This window comes from Streptomyces sp. ICN903, assembly GCF_022015835.1.
Classification (GTDB): domain Bacteria; phylum Actinomycetota; class Actinomycetes; order Streptomycetales; family Streptomycetaceae; genus Streptomyces; species Streptomyces fenghuangensis.
In genome coordinates, this window is sequence record NZ_JAKMAY010000083.1 from 1 (window position 1) to 19,987 (window position 19,987).

At 71.1% G+C, this 19,987-nt stretch carries 20 protein-coding genes and 2 pseudogenes; 17 read left to right on the forward strand and 5 right to left on the reverse strand.

Features of this window, described 5'->3' with window-relative positions; genetic code table 11:
* The coding region (locus tag L7D48_RS11285; protein WP_237878931.1) for a bifunctional [glutamine synthetase] adenylyltransferase/[glutamine synthetase]-adenylyl-L-tyrosine phosphorylase at window positions 1–2,021 on the reverse strand (2,021 nt) is incomplete at its 3' end.
* A 60-nt stretch (window positions 2,022–2,081) separates the two neighbouring features.
* Window positions 2,082–2,168, reverse strand: a pseudogene (locus tag L7D48_RS11290) (glutamine synthetase); the annotation flags it as partial.
* 1,010 nt (window positions 2,169–3,178) lie between these two features.
* Between L7D48_RS11290 and L7D48_RS11295 the strand changes: the two are divergent.
* The 16 genes from L7D48_RS11295 (at window position 3,179) to L7D48_RS11370 (ending at window position 14,934) form a co-directional block, all read left to right on the forward strand.
* Entirely contained in the window at window positions 3,179–3,586 is a 408-nt protein-coding gene (locus tag L7D48_RS11295; RefSeq protein ID WP_237878932.1) for a hypothetical protein, read from the forward strand.
* 507 nt (window positions 3,587–4,093) lie between these two features.
* Complete coding sequence (locus L7D48_RS11300) at window positions 4,094–4,831, forward strand: GntR family transcriptional regulator (protein ID WP_237878934.1); 738 nt, start codon at window positions 4,094–4,096, stop codon at window positions 4,829–4,831.
* Window positions 4,832–5,519: 688 nt separating this feature from the next.
* A complete protein-coding gene (locus tag L7D48_RS11305) occupies window positions 5,520–5,783 on the forward strand; it encodes a DUF6284 family protein (protein WP_237878936.1) in 264 nt (87 codons plus the stop codon).
* Entirely contained in the window at window positions 5,780–6,049 is a 270-nt protein-coding gene (locus L7D48_RS11310) for a hypothetical protein (RefSeq protein ID WP_237878938.1), read from the forward strand. Before L7D48_RS11305 ends, L7D48_RS11310 begins: the two co-directional genes overlap by 4 nt.
* Window positions 6,046–7,065 carry a conjugal transfer protein gene (locus tag L7D48_RS11315; protein ID WP_237878940.1) on the forward strand — a complete coding sequence of 340 codons (1,020 nt, stop codon included), beginning with the start codon at window positions 6,046–6,048 and terminating at the stop codon, window positions 7,063–7,065. Before L7D48_RS11310 ends, L7D48_RS11315 begins: the two co-directional genes overlap by 4 nt.
* On the forward strand, window positions 7,062–7,388 hold the full coding sequence (locus L7D48_RS11320) for a hypothetical protein (RefSeq protein ID WP_237878942.1): 327 nt from the start codon (window positions 7,062–7,064) through the stop codon (window positions 7,386–7,388). Before L7D48_RS11315 ends, L7D48_RS11320 begins: the two co-directional genes overlap by 4 nt.
* An 87-nt stretch (window positions 7,389–7,475) precedes the next feature.
* Window positions 7,476–7,685, forward strand: a complete 210-nt coding sequence (locus L7D48_RS11325) for a hypothetical protein (protein WP_237878943.1) — start codon at window positions 7,476–7,478, stop codon at window positions 7,683–7,685.
* 67 nt (window positions 7,686–7,752) lie between these two features.
* Window positions 7,753–7,956, forward strand: a complete 204-nt coding sequence (locus L7D48_RS11330) for a hypothetical protein (protein WP_237878945.1) — start codon at window positions 7,753–7,755, stop codon at window positions 7,954–7,956.
* 21 nt (window positions 7,957–7,977) lie between these two features.
* Entirely contained in the window at window positions 7,978–8,301 is a 324-nt protein-coding gene (locus tag L7D48_RS11335) for a hypothetical protein (protein ID WP_237878947.1), read from the forward strand.
* Window positions 8,302–8,387: 86 nt separating this feature from the next.
* Window positions 8,388–10,496: a cell division protein FtsK gene (locus L7D48_RS11340; RefSeq protein WP_237878949.1), complete on the forward strand. Its 2,109-nt coding sequence runs from the start codon at window positions 8,388–8,390 to the stop codon at window positions 10,494–10,496.
* A gap of 133 nt (window positions 10,497–10,629) precedes the next feature.
* Window positions 10,630–10,779 carry a hypothetical protein gene (locus tag L7D48_RS11345; protein WP_237878951.1) on the forward strand — a complete coding sequence of 50 codons (150 nt, stop codon included), beginning with the start codon at window positions 10,630–10,632 and terminating at the stop codon, window positions 10,777–10,779.
* Window positions 10,780–10,877: 98 nt separating this feature from the next.
* The gene (locus L7D48_RS11350; RefSeq protein WP_237878953.1) at window positions 10,878–11,786 is read left to right on the forward strand and encodes a bifunctional DNA primase/polymerase; all 909 of its coding nucleotides are present in this window, start codon (window positions 10,878–10,880) and stop codon (window positions 11,784–11,786) included.
* The gene (locus tag L7D48_RS11355) at window positions 11,783–11,977 is read left to right on the forward strand and encodes a hypothetical protein (RefSeq protein ID WP_237878955.1); all 195 of its coding nucleotides are present in this window, start codon (window positions 11,783–11,785) and stop codon (window positions 11,975–11,977) included. The genes L7D48_RS11350 and L7D48_RS11355 overlap by 4 nt, the downstream gene beginning before the upstream one ends.
* The gene (locus L7D48_RS11360) at window positions 11,974–13,218 is read left to right on the forward strand and encodes a DUF3631 domain-containing protein (RefSeq protein ID WP_237878958.1); all 1,245 of its coding nucleotides are present in this window, start codon (window positions 11,974–11,976) and stop codon (window positions 13,216–13,218) included. Before L7D48_RS11355 ends, L7D48_RS11360 begins: the two co-directional genes overlap by 4 nt.
* Before the next feature lie 141 nt (window positions 13,219–13,359).
* Window positions 13,360–13,581, forward strand: a complete 222-nt coding sequence (locus L7D48_RS11365; protein WP_237878960.1) for a helix-turn-helix domain-containing protein — start codon at window positions 13,360–13,362, stop codon at window positions 13,579–13,581.
* A gap of 87 nt (window positions 13,582–13,668) precedes the next feature.
* A complete protein-coding gene (locus L7D48_RS11370; protein ID WP_237878962.1) occupies window positions 13,669–14,934 on the forward strand; it encodes a site-specific integrase in 1,266 nt (421 codons plus the stop codon).
* A gap of 75 nt (window positions 14,935–15,009) precedes the next feature.
* Here L7D48_RS11370 and glnA read toward each other — a convergent pair whose 3' ends face one another.
* From glnA to L7D48_RS11385, 3 genes and pseudogenes are all read right to left on the reverse strand, one after another.
* A complete protein-coding gene (gene glnA / locus L7D48_RS11375; RefSeq protein WP_093852419.1) occupies window positions 15,010–16,371 on the reverse strand; it encodes a type I glutamate--ammonia ligase in 1,362 nt (453 codons plus the stop codon).
* A 96-nt stretch (window positions 16,372–16,467) separates the two neighbouring features.
* On the reverse strand, window positions 16,468–17,100 hold the full coding sequence (locus L7D48_RS11380) for a GNAT family N-acetyltransferase (RefSeq protein ID WP_237878964.1): 633 nt from the start codon (window positions 17,098–17,100) through the stop codon (window positions 16,468–16,470).
* 70 nt (window positions 17,101–17,170) lie between these two features.
* Window positions 17,171–17,763 (reverse strand): annotated as a pseudogene (locus L7D48_RS11385) (Uma2 family endonuclease).
* A gap of 163 nt (window positions 17,764–17,926) precedes the next feature.
* Here L7D48_RS11385 and L7D48_RS11390 point away from each other — a divergent pair.
* Window positions 17,927–19,681 (forward strand): NAD+ synthase, encoded by a 1,755-nt coding sequence (locus L7D48_RS11390; RefSeq protein WP_237878966.1) that lies wholly within the window; start codon window positions 17,927–17,929, stop codon window positions 19,679–19,681.
* The last annotated feature ends 306 nt before the right edge of the window (window positions 19,682–19,987 follow it).

The following is a 19,987-nucleotide window of genomic DNA, read 5'->3' on the forward strand; positions in this document are numbered from 1 at the left end:
CCCCCGCCCCCCGCCTTGTACGCGCCGATGACATCGGCGGCGGCGGTACGGAACAGCTCACGCCGCCGCACCCCGCGCACGGCGGTGACGGCCTGCTCGGGCCCGTCGGCCCGGCCGACGGCAGCCAGCGCCTCCTGGGTCAGCGCCTCCCGGCCGCGCGGCCGCAGCCCGCCGGGGTCGCCGAGCAGGGCGACGGCCTCGGGAGCGCGCAGCAGCAGGTCGGGGGCGAGCCGCCCGGCCGACAGTACCCGGGCCAGGTTCTCCGCGGCGGCCCCCTCGTCCCGCAGCAGCCGCAGGTACCAGGGCGTCTGGCCGAGCGCGTCGGAGACCTTGCGGAAGCCCAGCAGTCCGGCGTCGGGGTCGGCGGAGTCGGCGAACCAGCCCAGCAGCACCGGCAGCAGGGTGCGCTGGATGGCGGCCTTGCGGCTGACCCCGGAGGTCAGCGCCTCCAGGTGGCGCAGGGCGGCGGCCGGGTCCGCGTAGCCCAGCGCCTCCAGGCGCTGCCGGGCGGCGCCTGCCGACAGCCGGACCTCGCCGGGCGCGAGCTGGGCGACGGCGTCCAGCAGCGGCCGGTAGAAGATCTTCTCGTGCAGCCGCCGCACCACGGCCGCGTGCCGCTTCCAGGCGCGGGTCAGCTCGGCCACCGGGTCCTGGCGGAAGCCCAGGCTGCGGCCCAGGCGGCGCAGTTCGGTCTCGTCCCTGGGCATCAGATGGGTGCGGCGCAGCTTCTGCAGCTGGATGCGGTGCTCCAGGACGCGCAGGAAGCGGTACGCGTCGCCGAGCGCGGCGGCGTCCTGGCGGCCCACGTACCCGCCCGCCGCGAGGTCGTCGAGCGCGGCCAGCGTGGTGGGGCTGCGCAGGGCGGTGTCGCTGCGCCCGTGGACGAGCTGGAGGAGCTGGACGGCGAACTCCACGTCGCGCAGGCCCCCGGGGCCGAGCTTGAGTTCGCGGTCGAGCTGCGCGGCGGGGATGCCCGCGACCACGCGGCGGCGCATCTGCTGCACGTCGGTGACGAAGTTCTCCCGCTCGGCGGCCTGCCACACCATCGGGGCCAGGGCCTCGATGTACTCACGGCCCAGTGCCGGGTCGCCGGCCACCGGGCGGGCCTTGAGCAGGGCCTGGAACTCCCAGGTCTTGGCCCAGCGCCGGTAGTACGCCAGGTGGCTGGACAGGGTGCGCACCAGCGGGCCGTTGCGCCCCTCGGGCCGCAGGTTGGCGTCCACCGGCCAGATGGTGCCCTCGGCGGTGGTGTCGGAGCAGATCCGCATCATGCGCGCGGCGAGCCGGGTCGCGGCGCGCAGCGCCTCGCTCTCCCCGTCGCCGTCCCCCGCCGCTCCCCCGGCGGGCTCGGCGACGAAGACGACGTCCACGTCCGAGACGTAGTTGAGCTCGCGTCCGCCGCACTTGCCCATCCCGATCACGGCCAGCCGGCACGCCCGCGCGTCCCCCGGCTCCTCGCGCCCGGCCATCGCCAGGGCGGCGCGCAGGGTGGCGGTGGCCAGGTCGGCGAGCTCGGCGGCGGTCTCGTCGACCGTCGTGGTGCCGCGGACGTCGCGGGCGGCGATGGTGAGCAGGGCGCGGCGGTAGGCGACGCGCAGCTCGTCGGGGTCGTCCGCGCCGGCGAGGGCGGCCTCGAACTCCTCGACGCCCGGGTGGAGATCGGCCGTCTCGTAGGAGTGGAGGGCCTGCCAGTCGTCCGGGTGGCCGGCGAGGTGGTCGCCGAGCGCCTCGGAGGCGCCCAGCACGCCCAGCAGCCGGTCGCGCAGCGGCTTGGCGGCCAGCACGGTGCCCAGCAGCGTCTGCCGCCCGGCCTCGTCCGGCTGGGCCTCCACCAGACGGACGAAGGACAGCAGCGCCTGGTCGGGGTCGGCGGTGGCGCCGAGCGCGTCGAGGAGCACCGCGTCGTCGCGCACCCGGGCCAGGGCGGGCGAGTCCAGCAGGCGGACGGCCGCCCCCGGATCGGTGAACCCGCGCCGTACGAACCGTCCGAACCGGCTGTCCCGCCGACCGCCCTGCACCACTGTGGCCTTGCCTCTCGCCGCTGCCGCCGTACCGCCCCGCGTACCGACCCCGCCGTCCCGCTACAGCACCGGCAGGGACTTGCGCAGCTCGAACGCGGTGACCTCGGAGCGGTACTCCTCCCACTCCTGCTTCTTGTTGCGCAGGAACTTGTGAGCCACCCTACGGTTCTGCGCGAGGCCCCACACGAGCCGCTACGACCAGCCATCGTACGGTCGTCGTTGGTCGTTGTCGGCTACCCCGGGCCGTCCCTTGACGGCCCACAGACGGCCCAACCGACACACACAGACCAACTGACTGCCGCCTTACAAGTTCGAGCAGCAAGACCTTCGCGGCTCCATGTGATCAAGCTGTGATGTCGGCACGGGCGCCTACGACTGTCACCCCCGCCGGGCCTCCTCACAGCCAGCCACCCCATACAACTCAGGCACAGCTATCGAACTTGGCCAAACAGCATGCAGGAAACGGGCTGAGGTGAAACAATCACAGTATGTTGGATCGGATCCAGGCTCAGCTCGCGAGGCAACGCCGAAAGGCCGCCAGCGAAGAGATCGCTGAGCTGACAGAAAGCGTTTCTCAAATCTCTCCGGGAAGAACGGTTCCACGACGGGTGCGCCTTTCCTTGCGGATATACGATCGATCCGCGCGCACTACATCAACCGTGAGTTTTGTGTGTGGAATGGTGGGCGGAATCTGGTGGCCAATGCCGATTGTCTTGATCCTGGACGACAGACCAGGCTCTATATCGCACTCCTTTAGCCGTGTTCGCGATTTCGTGAGGAGTATTTTATCTGAAGCGGGTGACCCAGGCCTCCTTGTTGAGAGTCTGATCAAATTGGCGCTAGCCCTGACATTCCTCCTGACTTACTACTCTCTGGCCGCATTCGGACCCACCATTCTTAGCTGCCGAGTCGCCTTAGGATATCCAGGCTTTAGGATACCGGGCCGAAAAACCCTGCTCCTCAATCGGCACTCTGGGGTTGTGAAATCCTACGCTTCGGCTATTTCCGCATGCGCAAGGGCCCTTGGAAGTTCGGGTGAGCGGCGCGTGCTGCGCCTTCACGAGGCAGCCGAAAAGCTGCGCCGAGCTAGAAAGATGCTTCGTTACTTGCCGCGGCTTGAGGCTCGCAGAGGAGGCGGTAGGCGAGCTAGGAAGAGGATGGTAAAGAGGCACGTGCAGCAAGTTTCAGTACTTCTAGAGGGGTTCGAAGCCAGATTTGAGGAAGTAACCGATCAGGAGCTAAGAGAAGTCGGAGATATACTCCTAAAGATTGCCGAAAGATGTGCCGACCGACGCCACGGGGAGCTCCTGGACGCGGACCAACTCGACGGCGTGAACATTAAGGAGCGGGAGCCACTCCGTCTCGCACTAGGCGCTCTTCTGGCTCTGCTGATGTCAGGAGCTTCGATTGCCCTCCTGAAGCTTTTTGGCCTTTCGGATGGACTGGAACCAGTAGCTATCGGCGCTTCCGTTGTGGTTTCGGCAGCCATCGTATTCGGCGGGAATGCGCTGCAGAAGCTGGAATCCATTGCTTCCCCTGGAAATAATCCGGGTCGCACGCGGTAGCACAACCGTAGTCGGCGGAGCGGCTTTGAAGTGGAACTGTTTTGGGGCAAGAGATCGGGGGTTCGCACGCTGGCCGCGAATCAGAATGGCTCATAGCCTGCCCTCAAGTGTCCGAGTTGGGCCCCAATCTTTGAGGCTCACCCAAAGCGGCTACGTAAAGCCAAAAAGCCTACCCTGCATCAGCCGCTGACCAGCTTCGACAGCAACTCCGCTGCTTGCTGTTAGTGCACGGCTGACAGGCACCAGTGCGGAGCGTGGCGGAGACAGGTGCGCAGGCCCGGCCGGGGAGCCGAGCCCGCGCGGCGAGCGGAGCAGGCCGCCTTGATCCCGGAGAGAAGGTCGTTACTCACTTCGGCTGTGGTATCGAGCTGGAGCCTGTGTCGTCGGGCTCTGCCTCATCACATGCTTGCACTCATGCAGCTCACTGGACGACGCCCCACGCGAAACGGTTCTGGAACTTCTGTGCCAAGGTGGAAGGGGAGCACCCTAGGGAAGTGAGGGCCGTTGATGGCAGAGAGCGCCAGGCAGATCGCCGATGAGCTGCGGGAGCGCATCCAGTCGGGCGAGCTGGCTCCCGGTGCCCGGCTTCCTGGTGAGCCGGCCCTAGTACGCGAGTACGGCGTGGCCAAGGAGACCGCCCGCCGGGCACTGACACTGCTGGTCACCGAAGGGCTGGCCGTCCGCAGGCGGGGCAGTGGGACGTACGTGCGGGAGTTCCGGCCGATCCGGCGGGTCGCCAACCGCCGCCTCGCCCAGGAGGGCTGGGAGTCCGGACGGTCCATCTGGGCCGCGGACCTGGGTGAGCGGCCCCTGTCGGTCACCGATCTGAAGGTCTACGAGACGACCGCACCCGACCATGTGGCGCGCGTACTGAACTTGGCCGAAGACGACCCGGTTGTGATCCGCGATCGCGTGTTCGTGGTGGAGGGCGAGCCGGTCCAGGCCGCCACCTCCTACCTGCCGGCCGAGCTGGTGCGCGACACCGCGATCGCCCAGCCCGACACCGGGCCCGGCGGTACCTATGCACGCCTGGCAGAGCTGGGATTGAAGCCCGTCCGCTTCACCGAGGAGCTACGGGCTCGCATGCCCAGCCAGGCCGAGGCCGAGCGGCTGCACCTCGCGGAGGGGACGCCGGTAGTGGAGATCTGGCGCACCGCGTTCACCGAGGACGACCGTGCCATCGAGGTGAACAAGATGCTGCTGGACGCAGGCGTCTACGTCATGGAGTACCACCTGAGCAGCTAAGACCGTCCACAACCACCAAGGGAGCCCGCTTCAGGCGGGCTCCCTTTTTGCTGTCCGGCTCCATACCGGTTGACCTCCCTAGGGATGTTGCCTATAAATATCCCTAGGGAGATTCGCACGTCCCTGGCAGCCTCTCTTGGGCTGCTCAGAGCATGCGTGTGCCTTCTCAGTGCCTCCGGACCACTCGGAGGTGAGGGACCCGGACCCCTTGGCAACCGGAGGGCTGAGACCGAAAGGTCGCGTCTCCATACGCCTGAAACGGGAGCACGCTCCCGAAGGAGACCTTCTGCAACAACCGCAACCTCTTCCGCAACGCCTCAGTGCGTCGCGGCCGGTTGCCTCCTCCGCCCGTCCGGCCCCTTTGGGCTGTACGGGCGGGGCGTGGGGAGCCGGAATCCGCCGACTCCAAAAGACGCGCCGCCCGGAGCTGCAACTCCGGGCGGCGCCTGACAGGCACCTGATTGGGAGGTCCCTGTGGTGATGAGTCTGACAGACGCGGAGCGGGACGAGCTGTCCCGTAAGAACGCCGAGGCGAACAAGCGCAGCCAGGACGACGCCCGGGCGCGCGGCGGCCGCTGACCGGCCGCTCAACGCCCCTGCCTTTTCCACTGAACGGCCCGCGGCCCCGGTGCTGCAACACCGGGGCCGCCTATGGGGCCGTATCCGCTTGCGAGAGGAATCCCGACCCATGAAGCACATCGCTGCACTACAGGCGGTTGTTACCGCCGATCCGGCCGGCCAGGAGCCGTCGGCCGCCGAGCTGGACGCGATCGAGCACGAGATGCCGCTCATCGCCGCGGAGGTCGAGCTGCTGGACGCGCACATCGCCACGCTGGACCGGCCGGTGACCGAGCTGGACGCCCGCCGCCTGCGCCGGGCCCGCCGCCGGGTGCTGGCCGCCCGCCGGGCCCTGGCCAACCGCGGCTCCGGCCTCCTGGAGGTGGGCGCGTGAACACCTCCGAGATTTCCGCCTCAGTGCGGGAGCTGCTGGCCGCCGTGCTGGAGGCCGTCGACCTGCCGTACCCGGCCACCATCGGCGACTCCGAGCGGTACCGCGAGGTCCTCGAACAGCGCGTTCTGCACGCCTCGATCACGCTGCAGAACGTCCTGCACGACCGGCCGCTGATGGATATCGCGTGGGAGGCCGAGTACCTGCGCGAGCGGCTGGCCGAGCACCCGCCGACCGGCTACCGGCACGCGGGCGGTGAGGGCCGATGAACGCCCTCTCGCGTGAGCAGAAGACCGTCCTCGGCATCGCCGGGGCCCTGATGCTGGCCACCGGAGTGGTCGGCGGATACGGCACCTACGCCAACATCAAGGCCGAGTTCGGCCGGGGAGCGACCGCCGCAGGCATGGTCGCCGCCGGGGAGGGCGCCACACTGGTGCTCGCCCTGGTCATGGTCGGCGTCACCCTGCTCGGCCAGGCCTCCCCGGCCCCGGTCCGCATCGGCCTGTGGCTGACCCCGCTGGTCGCCTCCGCCGTCGGCCTGGCGGTCGCCGACAACGGCACCGAGGCCGTCATCTACGGCGTCTCGCCGATGGGCATGTGCGTGGCCGCCGAGGGGCTGGGCTTCCTGGCCCGGCGGATCGTGGTCTACCGCACCGGCACCGACGCGGAGGCGATGCGGCGCAACGCCGAGGCCGTCCAGCAGCTCGCCTACCACCGGGCGGTGGCCGACGGGCATCCGGACGACAAGGTCCGCGGCAAGGCCGAGAAGGCCGCCTGGAAACTCGCCCGCCGGGTGGGCGTCGGGGACCTCGAGCTCGGCTCCCGGCTGGTGGCCGTCCAGCGCGAGCGGCTGACCGGCGGCGCCGACGCCGCCCTGGCGGGCATGTTCGGCACCACCGTGGCCCGTCCCGAGATGACCGCCGAGGTGACCACCGACGCACCGGAGGTGACCATCTCGCGGGCCGACACCGAGTGGCCCGAGCCGGTCATGCCGACCGTCGCCGAACTGCCCGCGCCGCCGCTGCTGTGGGAGCAGGTCGACCGGCCCGAGGCGACCGCCAAGGTGACCGCCGCCGTGCCCGCCGAGGCACCCCGGGAGGTGGTCACCGAGCGGGTCGTGCTCACCCCCACCGAGCTGCGCAAGCGGGCCCGGAAGCTGCACCGGGAAGCGGTCAGGTCGACGCGCCGCCCGGTGACCATCAAGGCCCTGCAAGACGCCCTGTCCCTCTCCCGCCGGGAGGCGACCGAGCTGCGCCGCGAGGTGCTCGGAGAGGAGCGGTCATGAGCCACGAGATCGAGAAAGCCGCCGCCGACGCGGTCCAGGCTGCCCAGCAGTCGGAGCAGTACGCGTTGCTGCTGGCCGCCGTCCAGGCCGCACAGGCCCGGCAGCAGGCCCCGTGCCAGCACGCGCACCCGGTGCCGGCGCCGCGCCCGTCCAGCGCGGGGAAGTGGGTGGCCGCCGGGGTCGGCGGGTCGGTCTTCCTGCTGGCCGTCGCCGTCTCGGCCGTCGCGGTCGCCGTCTCCGCGGTCGCGCTGACCGTGTGCCTGCTGGTGCTGCGGTCGGTGTGGCAGGACATCCGGGCCGAGCGGGAGGAGCGCCGCGGCTGACCGGCTGCCTGTCCTCGCCCGGCCACCACGGCGGGCGGGGGCGGGGAGCCGGGACAGCCCCGGCCCACCGACCCGAGAGGAACTCACATGTCCCGCATGAAGAGGCAGGCCGAGCAGAACCGCACCGCCGCGAAGGAGCTGCGGGAGCGCAGCCAGGGCAAGTCGTCGGCCGCCCGCGACCGCGCCGAGCGACAGGCCGACGCGATGGAGGCCCGCGCCGCCGAGCTGGAGTCCGGCCGCGTCACCGACGTCACCGACCAGGTGCTCAGCCTGTGGTCCTGGACCCGCGGCCGCTGACCATCCACCCCTGACCGGCCGGGCCCGCACCGGGCCCGGCCACCCCAACCACCGAGAGGAGCCCGCTATGGGCCTGTTCCGCCGCACCACCTCCGCCCGCTCCGCCTACACCACCGAGGCCACCACCGACCCCGAGACCGGACAGCCCGCCGTCGGCCTGCGGTCCGGCATGACCGGCGGCCACATTGTCTCCCTGCACGCCACCCGGGAGGAGGCCGAGCAGGCCGCCGATCGGCTCGCCCAGCAGTGGGACACCCTCCGCCGCAACTGACTGAGCAGGAAGGAAGCCGCGATGAGCACTCCCACCCGCATCTACACCCCGGCCGAGCGCCGGCGGCGGGCCGCCCTGGTGGCCCGCGGCACGCGGCAGGCGTTCGCCGACGCCGTCGACCCGCGCATCCAGCGGCAGCTGGACGCCATCGACGCCGCGGCCGCCGACCGGGCCGCCCGCGAGCTGGCCGCGCTACTGCGGCAGCTCGAGGACGCGAAGAACGACCTGGCCACCGCCCGCGCGGCCGAGAAGGCCGCGGACCGGGTCGACCGGCAGGCCGCCAAGGACGCCCGTAAGGAGGCGGAGAAGCGGCTGCGCCGCTGTGAACGCGCGCTACGCCGATGAACCCCCGGGGCGGCTGCCTGAGCCTGCCAGCACCGTCAGCCGCCCCGGGCCTCCGTCCCCCGATCGGAAGACAGGAGATATCCAGCATGACCGACGCCACGGTCATCCCCATCACCAGCAAGACCTCACCGCCGCCGGAGCCTGGGCCGGTCGACGACGGCCAGGAGGCCGACGAGCGGCGGCCGGTGCCAGTCGACGACCCCGGCCTGCCCTACCCGGAGGTGAGCAGCGAGCGGCGCCGCCCCATCGTCCCCGCCTGGCTGCGCAGCAAGCCCGAGTTCCTGACCGCCGCCCGTCACGCCGGCGGCCGGGCCGGATACGCCGCGGCCTACCACGGCATCCGGCTGCCCTGGTACGGCGCGCAGCTCGCCGCCATGGCCCCGCGCGGCGCCGCCCGGTTCATCGCCGCCACGGGCCGGTGGGTGTGGGACAAGGAGGCCGCGCCGCTGCGCGCGGCCGCGGTGCGCGGCGAGGACTTCGACGAGTACGCCCGCCTCGCCAAGCTGCGTAGCGACCGGGTGCGGCTGCGCGGCCTGGTCGCCGCCACCGCCACGGTGTTCGGCACCGCTTTCGCCTGCGCCCTGTACGTGCTGGCTCCCGGGTGGTTGTACGCGGCCGCCTCGGCCGCCGTCCTCGCCCTCGGGTGGGTCGGCCAGCCGAAGGACGCCCCGGTGATCGGCCCGGCCGTGCTCCGCACCGAGGTGCAGAAACTCACCTCCGACATCGTGCTGCGCGGCCTGGACGCCATCGGCAACCCCAAGATCAGTGCCGCGATCAAGCGGGGCGGAGACATGAACGGGCTGCGGTTCACCGCCCCCATCGTCCGCGACGGGCCCGGCTACCGCGCCGACCTCGACCTGCCCTACGGCGTCACCCCGGAGGACATCATGGAGGCCCGCAAGCCTCTCGCCTCGGGCCTGCGGCGCAAGGTCGGCTGCGTATGGCCCTCCCCCGATCCGGAAGAGCACGACGGGCGCCTGGTGCTGTGGGTCGGCGACAAGCCCATGAACGAGACCGCCAAACCCGCCTGGCCGCTGGCCAAGACCGGCACCGTCGACCTGTTCCGGCCGGTGGTGTTCGGCAATGACCAGCGCATGCGGGAGGTGACCGTCACGCTGATGTTCGCGTCGGTGGTGGTCGGCTCCATCCCCCGGATGGGCAAGACGTTCCTGATGCGGCTGCTGCTGCTCATCGCCGCCCTCGACCCGCGCGCCGAGCTCCACGCCTTCGAGTTCAAGGGCACCGGCGACTTCGGCCCGCTGGAGCCGGTCTGCCACCGCTACCGCGCCGGCGAGGAGGACGACGACATCGCCTACGTCCTCGCCGCGCTGCGCGAGCTCAAAGACGAGCTGCGCCGCCGCGCGAAGGTCATCAAGGGCCTGCCGCGGAAGGTGTGCCCCGAGTCCAAGGTGACGTCCGCGCTCGCCAGCGACCAGCGGTACCGGCTGCACCCCATCGTCGTCGGCCTGGACGAATGCCAAGTCGCCTTCGAGCACGACGAGCACGGGGCCGAGATCGAATCCATCTGCACCGACCTCGTCAAGCGCGGCCCGGCACTCGGCATCGTGGCGATGTTCGGCACCCAGCGCCCGGACGCCAAGTCCCTGCCCACCGGCATCAGCGCGAACGCGGTGCTGCGGTTCTGCCTGAAGGTGATGGGCCAGCCCGCCAACGACATGGTGCTGGGCACCTCGATGTACAAGGCCGGCTACCGGGCCACCATGTTCAGCCGCTCCGACCGCGGCATCTGCTGGATGGCCGGCGAGGGCGACGAACCCCGCATCGTCTCCAGCGCGTTCGTCGACGCCCCCGCCGCCGAGCGGATCGTGGAACGGGCCCGGAAGATGCGCGAGGAGTACGGCAACATCACCGGCCACGCCATCGGCGAGGAACCCGACCAGACCGGGCCCAAGTTCGACATCCTCGCCGACGTCCTGGCCGTCATCGAACCGGGCGAAGACGCGGTGTGGAACGAGCGCATCGCCGCCCGGCTGGCCGAGCTGCGGCCCGACGTCTACGACGGCTGGACCGGCCCCCAGGTCACCGCCGCCCTCAAGCCCCACGGGGTCGCCACCGGACAGGTGTGGGGCACCGACGACGACGGACAGGGCAAGAACCGGCGCGGCGTGAAGCGCACCGACATCGCCGCAGCCGTCGCCGCCCGTGACGGCAAGCAGGCCGCGCACCGCCGCTAGACCTAGCACCCCGCGCCGCTAGGTCTAGCACCCCCGCTAGCGCCCCAAACCGCCGCTGACCAGCTAACTAGCCCCTAGCAGCCCACCGGCCCGCACCCACCGAACCCCGCCCACACAAGGAGTCGAGACCCCGATGCTCGCCGCTAGCTCCGCCATCCTGCTCTGGCTCATCGCCTACGCCACGTTGTGCGCCGCCCAGCCGTTCACCCCGGCCGGGAAGACCCGGCTGGGCCACCGCGCCTGGACCGCGCTGCGCCGCACCGCCCACAACGGCCGCCGCTGAGCCACCCAAAACTCCGGGGCGGTCGCCTGCTCTCGCCAAAGATGCGCGACCGCCCCGGTTCTCCCAGCTCCAACCAAGAGACTCAGGAGGTCTCCAGCATGACCCAACCCGTCCCCGAACGGCGAGCGGACGCCCTGCTGTCCGCCGCCCTGGCCGCCGCCGAGCGCGGCTGGCACGTCTTCCCCCTACGCCCTGGTGGCAAGCGGCCGGCCCTGCACGGCCAGGCCCGGTGCCCTCGGACCGGGGAGTGCGCGGCCGGACACCGCAAGTGGGAGCAGCGGGCCACCACCGACCCCGACCGCATCCACGCCGCCTGGTCCGCGGGCCCGTTCAACGTCGGCATCGCCACTGGCCCGTCCGGCCTGGTCGTCGTCGACCTCGACACCCCCAAGGACAGGGCGGACGCGCCTGGCGGCGCGGCGACCTTTCAGGCGCTCTGCGAGCGCGCCGGGCAGCCCATCCCCGCCACCTACCGCACCCGGACCGCGAGCGGTGGTGAACACCTGTACTTCACCGCCCCGCCCGGCGTCCGACTGCACAACACCGCGGGCACTCTTGCCCCGCTGGTCGACACCCGCGCCTGGGGCGGTTACGTCGTCGCCCCCGGCAGCGTCACCGACACGGGCACCTACGAGGTGGTGGACGCCGCTCCGGTGGCTCCGCTGCCCGGCTGGCTGCTGGACGCCCTGCGCCCCGCTCCAAAGCCCGCAGGGCCGGTCTCCGTGGCGGTAACGGCTCTGTCCGGCCGCTACGCCGAGGCAGCGCTGCGGAACGAGACCGCGACCGTCGCGACGGCCCAGAAGGGCGGGCGCGAGGCCGCTCTCTTCCGGGCCGCGCGCGCTCTGGGCCGGTTCATCGCGTGGGGCGACCTCCCCCGGCATGTGGTGGAGAACGCTCTTCAGCAGGCGGGGGAGTCGACCGGACTGCCGCCGGCCCAGTGCCGCTCCACCCTGCGCAGCGCGCTCAACTGGTCCATCGCTCACAACCAGCAGCGGAGGACGGCATGAACGCCCCCGCCCGCTCCCTGCTGAAGAGCACATCCGCCACCGCCCCCGGCCCGCAGGCCGCCGAACCGGCCGCGCTCACGGCGGCCGAGGGCGCCCCGGGAAACGTCGGCCGCAGGCCGTCCTCTTCTGTCCTTCGCCCTGGCCCGCAGTTCGGCCACCACCGCACCACCGAAAGGACCACCGCCGCATGACCGGCAACGTCACACCCGCTCCGGCCATCGACGGGGCCGAGCTGCTGGACGACGTCGAGCGCTTCCACCGGCGCTTCAACGCCTTCCCCACCGAGGCCGCCTACGTGGCCGTCACCCTGTGGGACGCCCACGCGCACCTGCTGGACGCCTTCGACTCCACCCCGCGCATCGCCTTCCTCTCCCCCGAACCCGGCTCCGGTAAGTCGCGGGCGCTGGAGATCGTGGAAACCCTGGTGCCGCAGCCGATGGTGGCCGTCAACGCCTCGGCCGCCGCCCTGTTCCGGGCCGTGTCCGGCATGGACGGGCGGCCCACCATCCTCTTCGACGAGATCGACACCGTCTTCGGCCCCAAGGCCGGGGACAACGAGGAGCTGCGCGGGTTCCTCAACGCCGGGCACCGCCGCTCCGGGGTGACCTACCGCTGCGTGGGCGACGGCGCCAACCAGTCCGTGCAGGCCTTCCCGTCCTACTGCGCGGTGGCCGTGGCCGGCCTCGGCTCGCTGCCGGACACGATCCTGACCCGCTCGGTCATCATCCGCATGCGACGGCGCGCCCCCAACGAGCGCGTGGAGCCGTTCCGGCAGCGCATCCACGAGAAGGAAGGCCACGCGCTGCGCGACCGGCTCGCCGCCTGGGCGGAACAGGTCCGCCCGGCCGTGGAAGACAAGTGGCCGACCATGCCCGAGGGCATCACCGACCGGCCCGCCGACGTCTGGGAGCCCCTGCTCACCGTCGCCGACGCCGCCGGCGGAACCTGGCCGCAGCGGGCCCGCGCAGCCTGCCTGGAACTGGTCAACGCCGCCGCCGAGGACGACAAGGCATCCCTGGGTATCCGGCTGCTGACCGACCTGCGCGACCACGTCTTCCAAGGGGCCGACCGGATGCCCACCGCCGTCATCCTCGAATGCCTCAACGCCATCGAGGACGCCCCCTGGGGCGACCTGGGCGGCAAGCCCCTCACCTCTCGCGGCCTGTCGCGGATGCTCGGCGAGTACGTCACCGGGGACAACAAGCCCATCAAGCCGCGCCCCATCCGCACCGCGTCCGGAGTCCCCAGGGGCTACTACGCCGAGGACCTGGCCGACGCCTGGACCCGCTACTGCCCCCCGCCCCCTCCAAAGTCCGCTACAGCCGCTACATCCGCTACACCGCAGCTCACAGACGGTGCGGATGTAGCGGATGAGGCAACCGGCATCCGCTACATCACCCCGGCTTCCGCTACCACCGCCCGCTCCGCGTAGCGGCACCTATCCGCTACATCCCGCGCATCCGCTACAGAGAACGGGCCCCTGACCTGGGCTGTAGCGGATGTAGCGGATGTAGCGGACCTACGGGGAGAGGGCCGCTCTCCCTTCCCGGCGCCACGAAGGAGAGACCACCGCATGGCATCCGCCACCACCGCGCTGCGGGCCGGACTCCCGGACCGCTACCTGACTCCCGACGACATCGCCAGGTTGTTCGGCGTCCCCCTGGAGACCGTCTACGCCTGGCGCAAGAAGCGCACCGGCCCGCCCGGATTCCGGGTCGGCAAGCACCTGCGCTACGACCCCGCCGCCGTCCGCCACTGGGCCGCCGAGCGCATGGCCACCGACACGGCCGCCTGAGCACCCACAACCGAGCACATCGCCGCGGGGCGGGACCCTCACCGGTCCCGCCCCGCGGAGCTCCCATGAAGGGACCACGCACACCGCATGGCAGGTCACATCCAAGACCGCTGGTACAAAACCGAGTCCGGCCCCGACGGCAAACCCCGGCGTGTCAGAACAGACCGCTACGGCACCGGCATGCGCTACCGCGCCCGCTACGTCGGCCCCGACGGCACCGAGAAGAGCAAGAGCTTCCCCGACCGGCAGAAGCGCCTTGCCGAGCAGTGGCTTGCCCACATCGAGGCCGACATGTCCCGCGGGCACTACATCGACCCGGCCGCCGGCCGGACCACCTTCCGGCAGTACGCCGAGAAGTGGCTCACGGCGCAGACCACCGACATGACGACGCGCACGGCGGTCGAAGTGCAGCTCCGCCGACACGCCTTTCCCTACCTCGGATCCCGGCCGCTGGGCTCTTTCCAGCCCTCCCACATCCGCGACTGGCTGAGCATCCTGGAGCGCGCACTCCCGGTCTCCTCGTACCGGCGCGTCATCTTCAACAGCGTCTCAGCCGTCCTGAGCGCGGCCGTGGACGACGGCCACCTCACGAAGAACCCGTGCCGTGCCCGCACGGTACGGGCCCCTCGGCCGTCTCCTCCTCGCGTACAGCCCTGGACCGCTGAGCAGGTGTTCGCCGTCCGGGCCGCTCTGCCTGAGCGCTACCGCGCGATGGTCGACGTCGGGGCAGGCTGCGGTCTGCGGCAGGGGGAAATCTTCGGACTCCCGGTGGACGAAGTGGGGTTCGACACCGGATGGCTACGCGTCGCCTGTCAGGTGAAGGTGGTCAACGGCCACCTCGTCTTCGGCCCGCCAAAACGCGGCAAGGAACGTGACGTACCGCTGCCCGAGCACGTAGGGCACGCCTTGAAGCGGCACCAGGACGTGCACCCGCCGTCCGAGATCACGCTTCCGTGGCTGCGGCCGGACGGTCCGCCGGTGACGAAGCGGCTGTTCTTCTCCCTGGCCGGCGGCGGAGCGGTCCGCCGGACCGACTTCAACACCCGGGTGTGGAAGCCCGCCCTTGCGGCGGCCGGGGTCCTTCCGGAGCCCGAGGAAGGCAGGCGGTACGAAGCGGCACGCGAACACGGCATGCACGCGCTGCGGCACTTCTACGCGTCGGTGCTGCTGGACGCCGGGGAGAACATCAAGGCGCTGAGCACGTACCTCGGTCACTCCGACGCCGGCTTCACGCTGCGGGTGTACACACACCTGATGCCGAGCAGCGAGGGGCGTACGAGGCGGGCCGTGGACAGCCTGTACGAGGGCGCCGTTTCACCGCCGGACGGCCCACAGACGGCCCAGGACGGGTGAAGCGACTCAGGGCCGGCGGCATACAGCCGCTGGCCCTGAGTACTGCCGTAGCCGGAAGCCCTCTCTGACCTGCGCCTACAGCACCGGCAGGGACTTGCGCAGCTCGAACGCGGTGACCTCGGAGCGGTACTCCTCCCACTCCTGCTTCTTGTTGCGCAGGAAGAAGTCGAAGACGTGCTCGCCCAGGGTCTCGGCGACCAGTTCGCTGCGCTCCATCAGCGCGATCGCCTCGCCCAGGTTCTGCGGCAGCGGCTCGATGCCCATCGCGCGGCGCTCGGCGTCCGACAGCGCCCACACGTCGTCCTCGGCCCCGGCCGGGAGTTCGTAGCCCTCCTCGATGCCCTTCAGCCCGGCCGCCAGCAGCACCGCGTAGGCCAGGTAGGGGTTGGCGCCGGAGTCCAGGGAGCGCACCTCGATGCGGGTGGAGCCCATCTTGCCCGGCTTGTACATCGGCACGCGGATCAGCGCGGAGCGGTTGTTGTGCCCCCAGCAGATGTAGGAGGGCGCCTCGCCGCCCGCGCCCGCGGTGCGCTGGGCCCCGCCCCAGATGCGCTTGTAGGAGTTGACCCACTGGTTGGTGACGGCGGAGATCTCCCCGGCGTGCCTGAGCAGCCCGGCGATGAAGGAGCGGCCGACCTTGGAGAGCTGGTACTCGGCGCCGGACTCGTGGAAGGCGTTGCGGTCGCCCTCGAACAGCGACAGGTGGGTGTGCATCCCGGAGCCGGGGAACTCCGAGAACGGCTTGGGCATGAAGGTCGCCTGCACCCCCTGCTCCAGCGCGACCTGCTTCATCACCAGCCGGAACGTCATGATGTTGTCGGCCGTCGACAGGGCGTCGGCGTACCGCAGGTCGATCTCCTGCTGGCCCGGAGCGCCCTCGTGGTGGGAGAACTCCACCGAGATGCCCATCGACTCCAGCATGGTGATCGCCTGGCGGCGGAAGTCCTGGCCGACGTGCTGCGGGGTGTGGTCGAAGTAGCCGGAGGAGTCGGCCGGGGTGGGCCGGGTGCCGTCCACCGGCTTGTCCTTGAGCAGGAAGAACTCGATCTCGGGGTGGGTGTAGAAGGTGAAGCCCAGGTCGGAGGTCTTGTTCAGGGCCCGCTTGAGGACGTAGCGGGGGTCGGCGTAGGAGGGGGAGCCGTCCGGCATCAGGATGTCGCAGAACATCCGCGCGGTGCCGGGGGCCTCGGCGCGCCAGGGCAGGATCTGGAACGTGCTCGGGTCGGGCTTGGCGATCATGTCGGACTCGTAGACGCGGGCGAAGCCCTCGATCGCGGACCCGTCGAATCCCATGCCCTCGTCGAAGGCCTGCTCCAGCTCCGCCGGCGCGACGGCGACGGACTTCAGGAAGCCGAGCACGTCGGTGAACCACAGCCGGACGAACCGGATGTCGCGCTCCTCGAGCGTCCTGAGCACGAATTCCTGCTGCTTGTCCATGGTCACCCATCCTCGCTGGTCAGACGGCCCTTCCCCGTACCGCTCGGGAAGGGAGCGGCCCGCACACCAGTATCACGGTGAGGGGTTACCGTCACATTACGCCGACCCGGTGTCCGTGGACCTTCCCAGATAGGTGAGCGGGCCGGGGTCGGACACCGCCAGCTCGTGGAAGCCGAGGCGGTCGTAGAAGCGCCGCGCGCCGGTGTTCACCGTCAGCATGCCCAGATGGACGCGCTTCGCCCCCTCTCCGCGCAGGGCGTCCAGCAGCGCGCGCATCAGCGCCCTCCCGTGCCCCGCGCGCTGGTACGCGGGGAGGATGTCGATGTGGAGGTGCGCCGGGTGGTCGGCGAGTTCGGGCAGCACCATCCGCTCGGGCGTGTACAGCAGCTCGGTCATCCGCTCGTCCGGTGTGACCGGCTGCCGCGCCCTCGGGTACCGGCCGGCCACACGCGGCAGCCACTCGCGGCGGAACGCCTCGGCGAACGCGGCGGTGTCGGCGGTGCCGATCGCGTACCCGACCGCGCGCCCGCCGTCGTCCAGTACGAAGGCCAGGGACGGCGCGAGCCACACGTACGGGCCGGCGAAGAGGTCCCCCATCAGATCCGGCTCCCGGTAGATCCCCCGCGCGTCGCCGCCCGCGTCGGCGGTGCGCACGCACACGTCGTACACCGCCTCCCGGTCCTGCGCCCGGTACGGCCGTACGAACGGCCCGCCCCTGCTCTCGCCCACCGAGGCCTCCTTTCTGGGAGCGCTCCCAGAATGACCGTACGAGCCCCGCGCGGCAACCCTCCCGGAGCCGCTACCCCAGCCCCAGCACCCGGTCCGCCTCCAGCGTCACCGGCGCGCCCACCGACTCCGGCAGCGTGAAGGACTCCCCCGGCGGATGTACCGCGTGCACGCGGTACTCCCCGTACTCCGGCTCGGTCAGCACATGCACCCGCCGGTTGCGGCGGTCGGCGATGACGTAGACGGGGATCCCGGCGATCGCATAGGCGGTGGCCTTCTTCTTCAGGTCGTTGCCGTAGTTGGAGGAGGTGACCTCCAACACCATCCGGAAGACCGCGGGGTCGTAGCAGTTGTGCTCGGCCCTGTGTTCGTCGAAGTCCGCGTCCACGACGGCCAGATCGGGAACGGCGTAGTCGAAGGGCCCGTCCGGCAACCAGACGCCCACGGCCTGGATCACCCGGCTCTCCTTGCCATGCAGACCCGCGGCCAGAAGCGGGACCATGATGTCGGTCAGGGCATCTGGTGCCCGTCGGCGAGTGGTGCCACGGTGATCTCTCCCCCGATGATCTCGACGCGGTAGCCGGGGAGCCTCTGCGAGAGCTCCTCGGCTTCCTCCAGCAGGTTCGGCGCGTCGTCGCAGGGGTACTCGACTGCTGCGGCGGACATGGCATTCCCCCTGACGGCCGGTGGTCGAGGCCATCATCGTAAGCCGGAAGCCCCCCACCACACCCCGAACCGGAACCCTCACCCGAACGGGTGCGACACGCGGTAGCCCGGCCGATCCCCCGGCCTCCCGGGATCGCGTCAGTACGACGATTAGACTGACCGTGTGCCTCAGCTACGACTCGCCCTGAACCAGATCGACTCCACCGTCGGTGACCTCGCCGGGAACGCGGACGCGGTCGTCCGCTGGACGCGGCACTCGGCCGAGCAGGGGGCGCACCTCGTGGCGTTCCCCGAGATGATGCTCACCGGCTACCCCGTCGAGGACCTGGCCCTGCGCCCGTCCTTCGTTCGGGCCAGCCGCTCCGCCCTCACCGCCCTCGCCGCCCGCCTGGCCGACGAAGGGCTGGGCAGAATCCCCGTGGTCGTCGGCTACCTCGACCGTGCGGAGGAGGCCCAGCCCCGCTACGGCCAGCCCGCCGGCGCCCCCCGGAACGCCGCGGCCGTCCTCCACGGGGGCGAGGTCGTGCTGACCTACGCCAAGCACCACCTTCCCAACTACGGGGTCTTCGACGAGTTCCGCTACTTCGTTCCCGGCGAGACCCTGCCCGTGGTCCGGGTGCACGGCGTCGACGTGGCCCTGGCGATCTGCGAGGACCTGTGGCAGGACGGCGGCCGGGTGCCCGCCGCCCGCGCCGCCGGGGCGGGCCTGCTGCTGTCCGTCAACGCCTCCCCCTACGAGCGGAACAAGGACGACACCCGCCTTGACCTGGTGCGCCGCCGGGCCCGCGAGGCCGGCTGCACCACCGCCTACCTGGCCATGGTCGGCGCCCAGGACGACCTGGTCTTCGACGGCGACTCGATCGTCGTCTCCGCCGACGGCGAGGTCATCGCGCGGGCCCCGCAGTTCGAGGAGGGCTGCGTCGTCCTCGACCTCGACCTGCCCGCCGCCGCGCCCGAGCCCCCCTCCGGCAACGTCTCCGACGGCCTGCGCATCGAGCACCGCACCCTCTCCGCCTCCCCCCTCCCCGCGTACGAGCCGCAGGTCACCGGCGCGGAGGCCCCCCGCATGGACGACGACGAGGAGATCTACACCGCCCTCGTCACAGGTCTGCGTGCCTACGTCCTGAAGAACGGTTTCCGCTCGGTGCTCATCGGGCTCTCCGGCGGCATCGACTCCGCCCTCACCGCCGCCATCGCCTGCGACGCGATCGGCCCGGAGAACGTGTACGGCGTCTCCATGCCCTCGCGCTACTCCTCGGAGCACTCCAGGGACGACGCGGCGGAGATGGCCCGCCGCACCGGCCTCAACTTCCGCACCGTGCCGATCGCCCCGATGTTCGACGCCTACATGGACTCGCTCCACCTCACCGGCCTGGCGGAGGAGAACCTCCAGGCCCGGCTGCGCGGCACCCTGCTGATGGGCCTGTCCAACCAGGAGGGCCACATCGTGCTCGCGCCGGGCAACAAGTCCGAACTGGCCGTCGGCTACTCGACCCTCTACGGCGACTCGGTCGGCGCGTACGGCCCGATCAAGGACGTCTACAAGACGACCGTCTTCCGCCTCGCCCGCTGGCGCAACAAGGCCGCCGCCGAGCGCGGCGAGACCCCGCCGATCCCGGAGAACTCCATCTCCAAGCCGCCGAGCGCGGAACTGCGCCCGGACCAGGTGGACACCGACTCCCTCCCCGACTACGACGTCCTGGACCGGATCCTGGAGCTGTACGTGGACCTGGACCGGGGCCGGGAGGAGATCATCGCCGAGGGCTTCGACGAGGAGACCGTCACCCGCGTCCTGCGCATGACGGACACCGCCGAGTACAAGCGGCGGCAGTACCCGCCGGGCACCAAGATCTCCGCGAAGGGCTTCGGCAAGGACCGCCGCCTGCCGATCACCAACCGCTGGCGCGAAACCGGCTGACGGCGCCCCCTCACAACGGCGGGCGCCCCACCGGGGCGCCCGCCGCCGGAGAACAACAGGACTCCGGATCCCGCCCGTTCCGCCCCAGCCAGACTCCGGCCGCCGGACGGCGACGGCGGAAGAGAACCGGACAGAGGCCGCCCACCCGCACCCGGGCGACGGCGGGAGGGGACGGGTAGGGGCGGATGTTCCGGACACTCAAGCGTTATTTGCGGCCAATAGGCGCTCCACCCGACGGTGCACGGCAACGGCCGTAAATAATGCCGTCCGGAACGTCCGCCCCGGACCGGCCCCGACCCCCGCACG